Here is a 13,111-nt window from a genome sequence, read left to right on the forward strand (position 1 = left end):
TCTTGGCTGGCCGGGTGTGCCCCGGGGTCCTGGTCGGCGGGGTGTGATCCGGGGTCCTGGTCGGCCGGGTGTGATCCGGGATCTCGGTCGGCGGCGCGTGATTGCGGAGGTCAGGCCGACTCGTTGAGCAGCCGGGACAGGTGCTCACGGCCCGCCGCCAGCAGTCCGGGCAGCGGGGCCGCCTCCTCGTACCAGCGCTTCTCGTACTCCCAGCACAGCCAGCCGTCCCAGCCGTGCCGGGAGAGCACCTCCACGCACTCGGAGAGGGGGAGGACCCCGGCGCCGAGCGGCAACGGGGTGGTGTCGTCGGCCGAGGCGATGTCCTTGACCTGGACGTAGCCGAGGTGCGGGGCGAGCGCCGCGTAGCTCTCGGCGGGCTGCTCGCCGCCCAGCCAGGTGTGCATGACGTCCCAGAGCGAGCCGACCATGCGGTGCCCGACCGGCCCGAGGACACGGATCGCGGCGGCGCCGGTGGGGTGCGAGTCGTGGGTCTCGAGCAGGACCCGTACGCCGAGCGCGGCGGCGTCCTCGGCGACCGTGCCGAGCCGCCGGGCGGCGATCGCGTCGGACTCGGCGGCCGGCAGGTCCGGGTCGGCGCCCGGGAAGACGCGGACGTAGGAGGCGCCCAGGTCGTGGGCGAGCTGGAGGAGTTGGCGGGTCTCGTCGAGGACCGGTGCGTCGTCGCCCGGCGCCGCGAGGCGCGCGTACCCGGCGACGCCCAGGACCTCCACCCCGGTCGCCTTGAACTCGGCGGCCACGTCGGACCGCGCGGCCGGGCCGAGGCCGGGATGGACGGGCTCCTCCGGATGGGCGCGCAGCTCCACGCCGTGGTAGCCGTTGGCCGTGGCGAGCGCGAGGACGTCGGGCACCGGCAGACCGGGAACCCCGAGGGTGGAGAAGGCGAACTTCATGTCCACCAACCTACTTCTCACTCACCGGTTCCGTGCAGGTCCAGCCGCCAGTCCTGGCCGACCAGGTCCTTGCCGAAGGAGCGGTGCGGTTTCTCGGCGGTGAGGACGAAGCCGTGCCGCTGGTAGATGCGGCGGGCGGCGGACAGCACGTCGTTGGTCCACAGGACCAGCTCCCGGTAGCCGACCCCGCGCGCGAAGTCGGTCACGGCGGTGACCAGCCGGTCGCCGATGCCGAGCCCGCGGGCCTCCGGCTCCACGAGCAGCAGCCGCAGCCGCGCGGTGCCCGGGGCGTCGTCCCGTACGCACATCACGCAGCCCACCGGCCGTCCGGCCCACTCGGCGATCCAGGTCCGCTCCAGGTGCGGGTCGTGGTCCTCGGCGTAGTCGGCGACGATCCGGGCGACGAGGCCCTCGTAGTCGGTGTTCCAGCCGTGCTCGGCCGCGTACAGGGCGGCGTTGCGCTGCACGATCCAGCCCAGGTCGCCGGGGTGCGGCTCGCGCAGCACGACCTCGCCGGAGCCCTCGGGGGCGTGCCCGTCGCCGAGGATCGTGCGGATGGTGCGCATCGCCTCGGCGAGGCGGGCCCGCTCGCCGGGGTCGACTGCGCCCAGCAGCGAGCCGACCGATTCCCGGGCCCGCTCGTCCAGCAGCCCGGCGGCGGACCGGCCGCCCGGGGTGAGCGAGACGCGCCGCCGCCGCGGGTCCTTCTCCGAGGGCGCGCGCTCGATCAGCCCGGCCTCCTCGAATTTGTTGAGGATCCGGCTCAAGTACCCGGCGTCCAGTGCGAGATCGGAGCGCAGGTCGGCCGCGTCGGTGTCGGTGGCATGCGCGAGCTCGTAGAGCACCCGGGCCTCGGTGAGGGTGTACGGGGCGTAGAGGTGGCGGCCGTAGTCGAGGGCGCCGATGAGGTTGGTGTAGAAGCGGTTGAAGGCACGGACGTCCTGGACGGTCATGGCTGGACCCCGATGGTTGACTGAGTCAGAGATACCGCGCCTCCGAGGCTATCCCGCCACCCCGCCCGGCCGGAAGGCGTCGGCCCGAACGGCGGCCCCACGGGCTTTACTTGTTCTTTTTTGCGCGGCCGTGGCCCTGCTTTTGACTTCGCCGCGCCCGCGCCGTAGGTTTATACACGAACGTCACTTATGTCCGTTTCAACGAGGACGTGACGTGGTCCGCCGGACAGCCCGGACGGGTGCGGAGAACCGGCATCACGGGCGGCGGGCGCGCCCGGAGCTGCGCGCAGGCTCCGGAGCGCAAGCAGGGCGGTCGGCCCTTCTGACACGGCGGCCGTCGTAACAACCCACACCCTCGGAGAGGGGCGAAACCATGCGCGCGCACACCACACGTATGAAGAGGGTCGCCATCGCTGCGATTTCGGCACCCATCCTGGCGCTCGGCGCCGGAGCCGGCATCGCCAGTGCGGCCACCCACGCGGCGCCCGACCACGTCGTCACCTACCAGGACAACGGCGGTGGCGGTGGCGGCGGCGGTCACGGCGGCGGCGGTGGCGGTGGCCACGGCGGCGGCGGTGGCGGCCATGGCGGCGGAGGCTACGGCGGCGGCGGTCACGGCGGCGGAGGCTACGGTGGCGGCGGCTACGGCGGTCACGGTGGCTACGGCGGCCACGGCTACGGCGGCTGGGGTGGCTGGGACGACTACGGCTACGGCGGCCACGGTGGTCACGGCGGCTACGGTGGCGGCGGCTATGGCGGCGGCGGTTACGGCGGCGGCGGTCACGGTGGCGGCGGCTATGGCGGCGGCGGTCACGGTGGCGGTGGCGGCGGCGGTCACGGCGGCGGCGGTGGCGGTGGCCACGGCGGCGGCGGTGGCGGTGGCGGCCGCTGAGTGACACTCCCTGACAGCAAAGGACGGATCCGGGTGCCCGACCCTCGGGCACCCGGATCCGTGCGTGGAGCTTCTTGCCGCAAGGGGCGTCCGGGGCATCTGAGCCGTGCCCCCGGTGAGACGGCGCCCCAAAGCGGCCCTGGGGTACCCCGGCCGAAGCTGGGGGAGGAACTGCGCTAGCCACGACGGTGCCGCAGACGACAGTCGCCGGACGACATGTCGCGGCGCTCCCGGCGGAACGCTTGGGCGGAACGCCCGTCAGCCGCGCGGCACGCCCGACGACCCCCGCACCATCAGCTCCCCCCGCACCGTGGCGATCCCGCCCGGCGGCGGCTCCTCGCGGCCCATGGCGATGCGGCCGGCCCGCGCCCCCGCCTCCGCGAGCGGCAGCCGGACCGTCGTCAGCGACGGCACCGCGTCGATGCTGAACGGCAGGTCGTCGAAGCCGGCCACCGAAACGTCCGCCGGAATCCGCAGCCCCGACTCCCGCAGCGCCGCGCAGGCGCCCAGCGCCACCGAGTCGTTCGCCGCCACCACCGCGGTGAGCGACGGGTCCCGGCGCAGCAGCTCCAGCGTCGCCTCGTACCCCGCCCGCCGGTCGTAGCGCCCGTGCACGGTCCAGCGAGGGTCCTCCTCGATGTCGGCCTCGGCGAGCGCGGCCCGGTGGCCCTCCAGGCGGTGCCGGGTGGTCGTCCGCTCCTCGGGCCCCGCGATGTAGCCGAGGCGCCGGTGGCCCAGCCCGATGAGGTGCTCGGTCAACTGCTTGCCGCCGCCCCGGTTGTCGAAGGTCAGCGCCACCGCGTCGGTGTCCGGCGCCGGCGGCCGCCCGCACAGCACCACCCGGGTCCCCGCGTCCGCCAGCTTGCGCAGCTTCGCCGCCACCGCCGCCGCGTGCGGCGCGTCCTCCACGGCCCCGCCGGTCAGGATCACCGCCGCCGCCCGCTGCCGCTGCAGCAGGGTCAGGTACGTCAGTTCCCGTTCCGGCGACCCCCCGGTGTTGCAGGTCACCGCGAGCCGCTCGCCGCCCGCACGCCCGCCCGGACCGCCGATCTCGGCCTGGATCGCGCTTGCCATGATTCCGAAGAAGGGGTCGGCGATGTCGTTGACGAGGATGCCGACCAGGTCGGAGGTGGCCGCCGCGAGCGCGCTCGCCGGCCCGTTGAGGACGTAGTCCAGCTCGTCCACAGCCCGCAGCACCCGCTCCCGCGTGGACGCCGCCACGGGGTAGTTGCCGTTCAGTACGCGCGACACCGTCGCGGGCGAGACCTGGGCGCGGGCCGCCACGTCCGCCAGGGTCACCGTCATCTCGTCGTCCTCCGGTCGCGCATCTCGTCGTACGCCGTCGTACCCAGCCTGATCGACAGAGCGATCAACAGCTTGCTCAAAGGAAGCCCCCTTGCCGTGCAGACCATAAGGCCATTCACTCCTGTTGTTCGCCCCCTCGAACAACTCGACCCCATCACGGTCTTGTACAGACCAGGGGTCAAAGGCTAACTTCAGACCATGTAGAAAGCGCTTGCTGCGTTGCTGAGACGCACGCGGACGAAGGGAAACACGTGAACCGCAAGACGGTGCGTATCGCCATGAACGGCGTCACCGGGCGCATGGGCTACCGCCAGCACCTCGTCCGCTCGATCCTCGCCCTGCGCGAACAGGGCGGACTCGACCTCGGCGAGGGCACGGTGCTGTGGCCGGAACCCGTCCTCGTCGGCCGTCGCGAGCACGCGCTCCGCGAGATCGCCGACCGCCACGGCCTGTCCGACGAGCACATCTCCACCGACCTGGCGGCCGTGCTCGCCGACCCCACCATCGACATCTACTTCGACTCCCAGGTCACCTCCGCCCGCGAGGAGGCCATCAAGCAGGCCGTCGCGGCCGGCAAGCACGTCTACACCGAGAAGCCGACGGCCACCGGCCTCGACGGCGCCCTGGAGCTGGCCCGGCTCGCGCACGCCAAGGGCGTCAAGTCCGGCGTCGTCCAGGACAAGATCTTCCTGCCCGGCCTGCTGAAGCTGAAGCGGCTCATCGACGGCGGCTTCTTCGGCCGGATCCTCTCGGTCCGCGGCGAGTTCGGCTACTGGGTCTTCGAGGGCGACTGGCAGGAGGCGCAGCGCCCGTCCTGGAACTACCGCGCGGAGGACGGCGGCGGCATCGTCGTCGACATGTTCCCGCACTGGGAGTACGTGCTGCACGAGCTGTTCGGCCGGGTGAAGTCCGTCCAGGCCCTCACCGCCACCCACATCCCGCAGCGCTGGGACGAGAACGGCAAGCCCTACGACGCGACGGCGGACGACGCCGCGTACGGCATCTTCGAGCTCGACGGCGGCGCCGTCGCCCAGATCAACTCCTCCTGGGCGGTCCGCGTCAACCGCGACGAACTGGTCGAGTTCCAGGTGGACGGCACCGAAGGCTCAGCGGTCGCCGGCCTGCGGAACTGCCGGGTCCAGCACCGCAGTGCCACCCCCAAGCCGGTCTGGAACCCGGACATCCCGGCCACCTACGCCTTCCGCGAGCAGTGGCAGGAGATCCCCGACAACACCGAGTTCGACAACGGCTTCAAGGCCCAGTGGGAGCTGTTCCTCAAGCACGTCTACGCCGATGCCCCCTACCACTGGGACCTGCTGGCCGGCGCCCGCGGCGTGCAGCTCGCCGAGCTGGGCCTGAAGTCCTCGACGGAGGGCCGCCGCATCGAGGTCCCGGAGATCGCGCTGTGACCATCCACCTCCCCGCCCCGGACGGGTCGTTGCGGGCCTACGAGCCGCGCACCGAGCCGCTCGCCGTCACCCCGGGCACCCCCTTCACCTCCCGTACGGTCTTCTCGGCGGCGCACGTCGTCGCCGACCCGTTCGCCGACACCAACCCCGACGCGCCCGCCGCCGTCGACTGGGACGCCACCCTCGCCTTCCGCCGTCACCTGTGGTCGCACGGCCTGGGTGTCGCCGAGGCGATGGACACCGCCCAGCGCGGCATGGGCCTGGACTGGGCGGGCGCGGCCGAGCTGATCCGCCGCAGCGCCGCCGAGGCCCGAGCGGTGGGCGGCCGGATCGCCTGCGGCGTGGGCACCGACCAGATCACCGGCGGCACCCTCGCCGAGATCCGGACCGCGTACGAGGAGCAGCTCGCGCTCGTCGAGGAGTCCGGCGCCCAGGCCATCCTGATGGCCTCCCGCGCGCTCGCCGCCACCGCCACCGGCCCCGAGGACTACCTCGACGTCTACGGCCATCTCCTGCGCCAGGCCGCCGAGCCGGTGGTCCTGCACTGGCTCGGCCCGATGTTCGACCCGGCGCTTGCGGGCTACTGGGGCTCGGCCGACCTCGACGCGGCCACCGAGACCTTCCTGGAGGTCATCGCCGCCCACCCCGACAAGGTCGACGGCATCAAGGTCTCCCTGCTGGACGCGCAGCGCGAGGTCGACCTGCGCCGCCGCCTGCCGCAGGGCGTCCGCTGCTACACCGGCGACGACTTCAACTACCCCGAGCTGATCGCGGGCGACGAGCAGGGCTTCAGCCACGCCCTGCTCGGCATCTTCGACCCGCTGGGGCCGCTGGCGGCGGAGGCGGTACGGCGCCTGGACACGGGCGACACGGCTGCCTTCCGGGGCCTCCTGGACCCCACCGTCGAGCTCTCCCGGCACCTCTTCCAGACCCCCACCCGCTTCTACAAGACGGGCGTGGTCTTCCTGGCCTGGCTGGCCGGCCACCAGACCCACTTCACGATGGTCGGCGGCCTCCAGTCGGCACGCTCCTTGCCGCACTTCGCGCGCGCCTACGAACTCGCCGACGGGCTGGGCCTGTTCCCGGACCCGAAGCTGGCCGAGGACCGCATGAAGACCCTCCTCGCCCTGTACGGAGTCGCCCGATGACGTCCCTGGAGCGCTTCTCCATCAACCAGATGACCGTCAAGCAGCTCTCGCTGCCCGAACTGGCCGACGCCTGCCAGGAGCTGGGCGTGCCGGGCGTCGGCCTGTGGCGCGAGCCGGTGCAGGCGTACGGCGTCGAGGCGACCGCCAAGCTGGTCCGCGAGGCCGGCCTTACGGTCACCACTCTGTGCCGGGGCGGCTTCTTCACGGCGATCGACCCGGACGAGCGCGCCGCCGCGCTCGCCGACAACCGCCGGGCGGTCGAGGAGGCCGCGACCCTCGGCACGGACACCCTGGTCCTGGTCTCCGGCGGCCTGCCGGCCGGCTCCAGGGACCTGCACGGCGCCCGCGAACGCATCGCCGACGCCCTCGCCGAGTTGGGCCCCTACGCCGAACGGCACGGCGTACGCCTGGCCATCGAGCCCCTGCACCCGATGTTCGCCTCCGACCGCTGCGTGGTCTCCACCCTCACCCAGGCCCTGGACCTCGCGGAACGCTTCCCGGCCCACCAGGTGGGGGTCACGGTCGACACGTACCACATCTGGTGGGACGACCGGGCGCCCGAGCAGATCGCGCGGGCCGGCGCGGGCGGCCGCATCCACACCTTCCAGCTCGCCGACTGGACCACCCCGCTGCCCGAGGGCGTCCTCAACGGCCGCGGCCAGCTCGGCGACGGCTCGATCGACATGCGCGAGTGGAAGGGGTACGTGGAGGCGGCCGGGTACACCGGCCCCATCGAGGTGGAGCTCTTCAACGACGGGCTCTGGGCCAGGGACGGGCGGGAGGTGCTCGCGGAGACGGCGAGCCGGTTCCTGGCGCACACGGCGGACTGACGGGCCGGTGGCCTGCCCGCTTCCCGTGATGCCGGGCAGGCCACGCCCCTAAGATCGGGGTGACACCCGAGCGAACGGACGCCGACGACCATGTACGTCAGCCGGATCATCGTGAAGGACATCAAGTCCTTCCACGGCCCCCGCGAAGTCGACCTCACGCTGACCCGCCCCGACGGAAGTCACGCCGGGTGGACGGTGCTCGCGGGGCGCAACGGCTCGGGCAAGACGACGCTGCTGCGGGCCATGGCGCTGGCGCTGACCGGGCCGGCGGTGGCCCGCAGTCTGGTGCCCCAGTTCGAGAACTGGGTGACGGAAGAGCGTACGGCGGGTCAGGTCGAGGTCGAGATCAGCCGTGACACGCAGCACGACCGGTTCTCGCAGGGCCGTCCGCCTGCCCACGACTTCCGGGCCGGGCTCCGCTGGAAGACGCCCCGCGACGGCATGGCGGGCAGAGTTCCGGTCCGCCGGGGCGTCCAGTCCGGGCTCGACGAGATCAGGTACACCAAGGCGCAGACGAGTATCGCCCGCCGTGGTCCCTGGGCTGACAATCCCGCGGGCTGGTTCTCCGCGGCCTACGGGCCGTTCCGGCGGATGGCCGGCGGCTCGGGCGAGGTGCAACGGCTGATGCTGGCGTCCGGGCCCGTGGCCAGGCACACGAGTCTCTTCCACGAGGACGCCTCCCTCGCCGAAGGCGTCGCCTGGCTGATCGAACAACATCTGCGTGCGCTGGAAGGCAGAGGGGGTGCCCGGGGACTCAAGACGTTCGCACTGGCGCTGCTCGGAGACGGATTGCTGCCGGACGGGTACCGGATCGATGACGTCGACTCCGAGGGGCTGTGGGTCGAGCGGCACGACAGCCGCTTCCCCCTGCGGGAGATGAGTGACGGGTTCCGTACGGTGGCGGCGCTCGTCGTCGACATCCTCAAGCAACTGCACGACGTGTTCGGCGACGACCTGTGGGCCTCCGGTCCATGGGAGGCCGGAGGCGGGTCGATCGCGCTGATGACACCCGGCGTTGTCATTATCGACGAGATCGACGCCCATCTGCACGTCTCCTGGCAGCGCCGGATCGGCCCCTGGCTGACCGCCCACTTCCCGCGCATCCAGTTCATCGTCACGACGCACAGCCCCTACATCTGCCAGGCGGCCGACCCCGGCGGCCTCGTCAGGCTGCCCGGCGTGGACGAGGCGCGGCCGCCCGAGGTCGTCGACCAGGACCTCTACGACCGGGTGGTGTACGGCAGCGGCGACGACGCGGTCCTCTCCGACCTCTTCGGTCTCGACACGCCCTACTCCGAGCGGGCCGAGCAGGTGAGGGCCGAGTTCGTCGAGTTGGAAGCGGAGATCTACGACGGGGCGCCGTCGGCGGAGTCGCTCGCCCGCTACCGGGAACTCAAGGGGCGGCTTGCCAGCTCGCCGTCGGCCCGGGTGGACGAGGTGGGTACGCACCTCCGGCGGATCGCGGAGGCGATCAAGGACGAATCGGAGTGATCCGGCTTCGGCGTGCTGTCCTGCCGGCGGCCGCGACGGAACGGCTGAGGGACTACACCGACGACATCCGGCAGCGGGCCACGGATAAGGAACGCAGGGACAGGGCGAAGGAGCTCTGGGAGAACCGTCGGCGGGTCCGCCCCGCACTTCTCATGGGGCTCGCGGAGATGGCACCCGGCCACGAACGCTGTATGTACTGTGGTGACAGCCAGGGCACGGACATCGACCACTTCGAGCCGAAGAGCCTTGCTCCGCTGCGCACCTTCGACTGGCTCAACCATCTGCTCGCCTGCTCGTTCTGCAACAGCAACCAGAAGCGGAGCCGTTTCCCCACCGCGGCCGACGGCAGCCCCCTGCTCGTCGACCCGACGGCCGAGGACCCCTTGGACCACCTACGACTGGTGCTCCCGCTCGGAACGTACCGAGGCCTGACCGACCGGGGACGGGCCTGCATCGAGGTGTTCGGCCTCAACGAAAGAGCGGTCCTGGTCAAGGGACGCATGGACGCCTACTGGACGGCCAGGGATTCCATCGAGCTGTGGCGCATAGCCATGGACAAGGGAGACCGTGACAAGGCGGCGCGGATCGTTCGGGTCGCCTGGAACCGCCCTCTCATCGACGTACTGGTCGCCATGTTCCACCAGTCCGGCCATCCGGCGGCCGATGCCCTGTTCATCGGCGAGGAGGAGGTCCTCGAACTCCTCCGAGAGCCCGAACTGCGGGCCGCTTTCCTGCACTTCCGGGGCGTCAGCTACTAATCCGCCCGTCCCGCACGGCCCCGACGAACGCGGCCCAGCCATCAGAGGAGAAGATCAACGCCGGGGTGGTGGGGCCCGCCTTGGGGGGAGCGGCAGGCGGTCGGCCGGTGTCTCGACCACGACTTCCCCGACTACCGCCGGCTCCTGCCCCGGCCCGGCGGACGCCGCACCGTCGTCGAGGTGGCGGCCTTCCGGCAGGCTCTGGAGACGGGTCCCGTCCGCTCCGGAGAGCCCGGGGCACCCGACCTCAGTGTGCTCAGGGTGGCGGACGGCGGCGCGGTGGCCCTCTGTGCCGATGCCGACGACGACCCGGACCGCGTCGCCGTCAACCGTGAGTTCCTGCTGGCCGCGCTGGCCGCCGGGGCCCGCGACCGGCTGGTTCTGGAGCTGGGCGCGCCCACGGCGCCGATCGCGATCCGCCGGCCCGAGGACGAGGACACCTGCTCGCTCCTGATGCCGGTCCGGCTGGAGAACTGACCGCAGCATCCTTGTGAGGACTTATTCACACAGGTCTCTTTTTTATATTCCCTGTTCACGGTCGCCTGCCCTTTTCGATTTGCTGTGGCTTACCTGTCAGTTCATGTTTTTTTGGATTGCCTGGAACCGCGTCCGGCCAGGTCGTGTCTATAGGATTCGAGTCGGTCGCAAGGGTGAGCAAATGGCCCTGGATTGCGGTTGGAAAAGGCAATTCAAAACCAAGGAGTTCTCTGTGAACATGCGTATCGCCACCGTCGCCGTGGCCTCCGCCGCGCTCGTCGCCGCCGGTGCCACCGCCGCCGTCGCCGCCCCGGCTCCGGCCCCCTCGATCACCGTCAAGGCGAGCGCCACCACCGTCAGGCTGGGCGATGTCGTCACCTTCACCGGCAAGGCCGACGGCATCAGGGAGGGCAGCAGGGTGACCCTCCAGGTCAAGGACGGCAGGAAGTGGGTCTCGCTGCCCGCGACCGCGAAGGTCGCCAAGGCGTCCTACAAGCTCACCGACAAGTTCGACAAGAAGGGCGTCGAGGTCCTGCGCGTCAAGGACGGCAGCACCGTCTCCAAGAACGTGTCCGTCACGGTCCGCTGAATCCGGCCGCAGCGCGCCGAAGCTGAATACGCCGGTCTCCCCTGACCGGCTTCCCCGAGAGCCTGCCCCACCCCGTCCGATCCGGGGTGGGGCAGGTGTCGTGGGGGCGGGTGCGCGTTCGCTGGATCCTATGGCCGCCAGTGGTCCAGGTACAGCGAGTGGCGGCCGCGCCGGGGCGGGCAGAAGATGAGAGCGCTGCTCCCGCGCCGTGCCGCTGAGGAGGCCCGGACATGCGCTGGTGGTCGTCGCTGATCAGGATCGGCCGGGACGGGCTGCGCATCCAACGGGCGTTCGCGGCCCCGTCGGCGATCGCGCGGGCCGTACTGGCGGTCCTGTTCGCCACGGTCCTCGGCCTGCTCCTCGACGACCCGGTGGCCGGGTCCATGGCCAGTGTCGGTGCGTTCATCTGCGGCGTCGGCACGCTGGTGAGCCCGTTGCGCCATCCCGTGGTCAACGCGTTCGGGATGGCCGTGGCCTTCAGCGCGACGGCGGTGCTGGGGGCCGTGGTGCACGGCACCACCTGGGCGTTCCTGCTGTTGCTCGGGGTCGCGGCGTTCGCCACCGGGCTCTGGCGGACGCTGGGCGTCGCGTCGGGCATCCGGGGCTGCCTCGTGGTCATCGGGCTGATGATCACGGCCGATCTCGCTCCCGGCGTACACGGCGGCCTGGTGATGGCCGGGTGGATCGCGGTCGGGACCGGACTCGTCGTGGTGGTGCAGCTGCTGCCGCCGTACGGTCCACGGTTCGCCGCCCAGCGCCGCGCCCTCGGCGCCCTGTACCGGTCGCTCGCCGAGGCCTCGGTCGCGGCCGACCCCGCCGCCCTGGGCGTAACCGCTCCGTTCACGGCGGCCCGGCAGACCCTGGACCTGCTGCCCCAGTTCAGCCGGCCGGCCGCGGCGGCCCTGTTCGGGCTGCTGGGCGAGGCCGAGCGCATCCGCCGGGCGCTGCACACCGTCCGGCTGACGGAACCGGCGGCCGGGAACCAGGAGGCGCTGGCCGCCGCCGCGCAGGTGCTGGGCACCGTCTCCCGTACGGTGGCCTCCGGCCGCGTGCACCGCTCCGCCGACTCGGCCGGCTCCCTCCTGGAGTCGTGGGCGGCCGCCTCGCCCGTGCGCGGCCCGCGCGACCTGGCCGCGCGGCTGCTGCAGGCCGAGCAGTTGGCCCGGTCCTCGACCGACGACCGCCTCGGCGATGTGCTGGAGCCCCACGCCGAGGTGCCGGGCCTGTACGCGGGGACCCCTTCCGTGGCGCGCACCGCCCGGCGGATCCGGGCGCAGCTGCGTCCCCAGTCACCGATCTTCCGCCATGCGGTGCGGCTCGCCGTCGCCGTGGTGGTCGCCGAGGTCATCGGCCGGTCGATCGGCGGGTGGGGCGGTCTCGGCATCTCCGCGCACGGCTTCTGGGTGGCCCTGACCACCATGCTGGTGCTCTTCCCCGAGTACGGGCACACCGTCGCCCGCGCCTGGGGACGGGCGGCCGGGGCCGTGCTGGGCGGCGTCCTCGCCTGGGTGCTGTCCCTGCCGCACTGGTCGCCCGGTGGCCTCGCCGCCCTGTCGGTGGTGCTGGCCACGGCGTCCTTCGTCACCCTGCGGACCGGGCAGCTGATGCTCAACCTGTGGCTGACCACCTGGATCGTCTTCCTGATCCACCACGTCGGCGGGCTGCCCGGGCCCACGGCGTGGGCGCGCGCCGCCGACACGGTGGTCGGTGCCGCGCTCGCCGTACTCGTCTTCCTGGTCTGGCCGACCTGGTCCGCCCGGCGGGTGCCGGGCCTCCTCGCGGAGTGGCTGCGGGTGCAGGACCGGCTGCTGCCCGAGCTGCTGACCGGCTACGCCGACGTCGGGGCGGCCGACCGGGCCGCCGTCGACGCGCTGCGAACGCGATCACGGCAGCTCAGGGGGCACCTGACAGCGGCGGTGGAGCAGTCGCACGCCGAGCCGGCCGAACACCGCTGCCCCTGGTCGGGTGCGCAGCTGGAACAGATCAGGACCCAGGTGTCCACGGTCGCCGGATGCGCCACCCTGCTGGGTGAGAACCTGCCGCGCACCCCGCAGGACACCGTGCCGGAGCTGACCGAACTGGTCGATCCGCTGCACGAACACCTCACCGCCCTGGCCCGCGCCGCCGCCGGAGCCGAGACCGTGGCCCCGGGGGCACTGCGACGTGTCTTCGACTCCTTCACCGCCCGCTCAGGTCTGCCGGCCGAGACGACCGACGGCTCCGGCAGTGTCACGGCCGGCCGCGCCGTCGCTCTGAGCACCGCGACCGTCGACGCCGTCGAAGCCCTGACCGCGACCATCGCCGCCCGCCACCGCCCCCGTCGCCACGCGGCAGCCTGAAACGCCGCC

At 72.3% G+C, this 13,111-nt stretch carries 11 protein-coding genes and 1 pseudogene; 9 read left to right on the forward strand and 3 right to left on the reverse strand.

The features are described 5' to 3' along the window. Window positions 1-110: 110 nt before the first annotated feature. Together ACFY0K_RS11985 and ACFY0K_RS11990 are read right to left on the reverse strand one after the other, a co-directional pair. Window positions 111-911 (reverse strand): sugar phosphate isomerase/epimerase family protein, encoded by an 801-nt coding sequence (locus tag ACFY0K_RS11985; protein ID WP_390639720.1) that lies wholly within the window; start codon window positions 909-911, stop codon window positions 111-113. A 17-nt stretch (window positions 912-928) separates the two neighbouring features. Next, complete coding sequence (locus tag ACFY0K_RS11990) at window positions 929-1,864, reverse strand: GNAT family N-acetyltransferase (protein ID WP_390639721.1); 936 nt, start codon at window positions 1,862-1,864, stop codon at window positions 929-931. 394 nt (window positions 1,865-2,258) lie between these two features. Between ACFY0K_RS11990 and ACFY0K_RS11995 the strand changes: the two genes are divergently transcribed. Continuing rightward, window positions 2,259-2,756, forward strand: a complete 498-nt coding sequence (locus ACFY0K_RS11995; protein WP_390639722.1) for a hypothetical protein — start codon at window positions 2,259-2,261, stop codon at window positions 2,754-2,756. Window positions 2,757-3,014: 258 nt separating this feature from the next. Here ACFY0K_RS11995 and ACFY0K_RS12000 read toward each other — a convergent pair whose 3' ends face one another. After that, window positions 3,015-4,061: a LacI family DNA-binding transcriptional regulator gene (locus ACFY0K_RS12000; protein WP_390639723.1), complete on the reverse strand. Its 1,047-nt coding sequence runs from the start codon at window positions 4,059-4,061 to the stop codon at window positions 3,015-3,017. A 251-nt stretch (window positions 4,062-4,312) separates the two neighbouring features. On the opposite strand from ACFY0K_RS12000, the gene ACFY0K_RS12005 reads away from it, so the two are divergent. The 8 genes and pseudogenes from ACFY0K_RS12005 (at window position 4,313) to ACFY0K_RS12040 (ending at window position 13,102) form a co-directional block, all read left to right on the forward strand. Then, on the forward strand, window positions 4,313-5,470 hold the full coding sequence (locus tag ACFY0K_RS12005) for a Gfo/Idh/MocA family protein (protein WP_388596361.1): 1,158 nt from the start codon (window positions 4,313-4,315) through the stop codon (window positions 5,468-5,470). Beyond that, window positions 5,467-6,618, forward strand: coding sequence for a dihydrodipicolinate synthase family protein (locus ACFY0K_RS12010; RefSeq protein ID WP_390639724.1), 1,152 nt, complete (start codon window positions 5,467-5,469; stop codon window positions 6,616-6,618). The genes ACFY0K_RS12005 and ACFY0K_RS12010 overlap by 4 nt, the downstream gene beginning before the upstream one ends. After that, window positions 6,615-7,448 carry a sugar phosphate isomerase/epimerase family protein gene (locus ACFY0K_RS12015; protein WP_390639725.1) on the forward strand — a complete coding sequence of 278 codons (834 nt, stop codon included), beginning with the start codon at window positions 6,615-6,617 and terminating at the stop codon, window positions 7,446-7,448. The genes ACFY0K_RS12010 and ACFY0K_RS12015 overlap by 4 nt, the downstream gene beginning before the upstream one ends. 90 nt (window positions 7,449-7,538) lie before the next feature. Then, window positions 7,539-8,939, forward strand: coding sequence for an AAA family ATPase (locus ACFY0K_RS12020; RefSeq protein ID WP_390639726.1), 1,401 nt, complete (start codon window positions 7,539-7,541; stop codon window positions 8,937-8,939). Then, a complete protein-coding gene (locus tag ACFY0K_RS12025; protein WP_390639727.1) occupies window positions 8,936-9,697 on the forward strand; it encodes an HNH endonuclease in 762 nt (253 codons plus the stop codon). The genes ACFY0K_RS12020 and ACFY0K_RS12025 overlap by 4 nt, the downstream gene beginning before the upstream one ends. An 84-nt stretch (window positions 9,698-9,781) precedes the next feature. Beyond that, window positions 9,782-10,174 (forward strand): annotated as a pseudogene (locus ACFY0K_RS12030) (DNA polymerase III subunit beta); the annotation flags it as partial. A gap of 238 nt (window positions 10,175-10,412) precedes the next feature. Beyond that, the gene (locus tag ACFY0K_RS12035) at window positions 10,413-10,763 is read left to right on the forward strand and encodes a hypothetical protein (RefSeq protein WP_390639998.1); all 351 of its coding nucleotides are present in this window, start codon (window positions 10,413-10,415) and stop codon (window positions 10,761-10,763) included. Window positions 10,764-10,993: 230 nt separating this feature from the next. Continuing rightward, window positions 10,994-13,102, forward strand: a complete 2,109-nt coding sequence (locus ACFY0K_RS12040; RefSeq protein WP_390639728.1) for an FUSC family protein — start codon at window positions 10,994-10,996, stop codon at window positions 13,100-13,102. The last annotated feature ends 9 nt before the right edge of the window (window positions 13,103-13,111 follow it).

This window comes from Streptomyces sp. NPDC001507 (assembly GCF_042894765.1).
In the GTDB taxonomy this organism is placed as follows: Bacteria; Actinomycetota; Actinomycetes; order Streptomycetales; family Streptomycetaceae; genus Streptomyces.

What these genes read in the sequence shown, in the direction of transcription:
- ACFY0K_RS11985 (WP_390639720.1), bottom strand. Translation starts at nt 911, where the DNA reads ATGAAGTTCGCCTTCTCCACCCTCGGGGTTCCCGGTCTGCCGGTGCCC.
- ACFY0K_RS11990 (WP_390639721.1), bottom strand. Translation starts at nt 1,864, where the DNA reads ATGACCGTCCAGGACGTCCGTGCCTTCAACCGCTTCTACACCAACCTC.
- ACFY0K_RS11995 (WP_390639722.1), top strand. Translation starts at nt 2,259, where the DNA reads ATGAAGAGGGTCGCCATCGCTGCGATTTCGGCACCCATCCTGGCGCTC.
- ACFY0K_RS12000 (WP_390639723.1), bottom strand. Translation starts at nt 4,061, where the DNA reads ATGACGGTGACCCTGGCGGACGTGGCGGCCCGCGCCCAGGTCTCGCCC.
- ACFY0K_RS12015 (WP_390639725.1), top strand. Translation starts at nt 6,615, where the DNA reads ATGACGTCCCTGGAGCGCTTCTCCATCAACCAGATGACCGTCAAGCAG.
- ACFY0K_RS12020 (WP_390639726.1), top strand. Translation starts at nt 7,539, where the DNA reads ATGTACGTCAGCCGGATCATCGTGAAGGACATCAAGTCCTTCCACGGC.
- ACFY0K_RS12035 (WP_390639998.1), top strand. Translation starts at nt 10,413, where the DNA reads ATGCGTATCGCCACCGTCGCCGTGGCCTCCGCCGCGCTCGTCGCCGCC.
- ACFY0K_RS12040 (WP_390639728.1), top strand. Translation starts at nt 10,994, where the DNA reads ATGCGCTGGTGGTCGTCGCTGATCAGGATCGGCCGGGACGGGCTGCGC.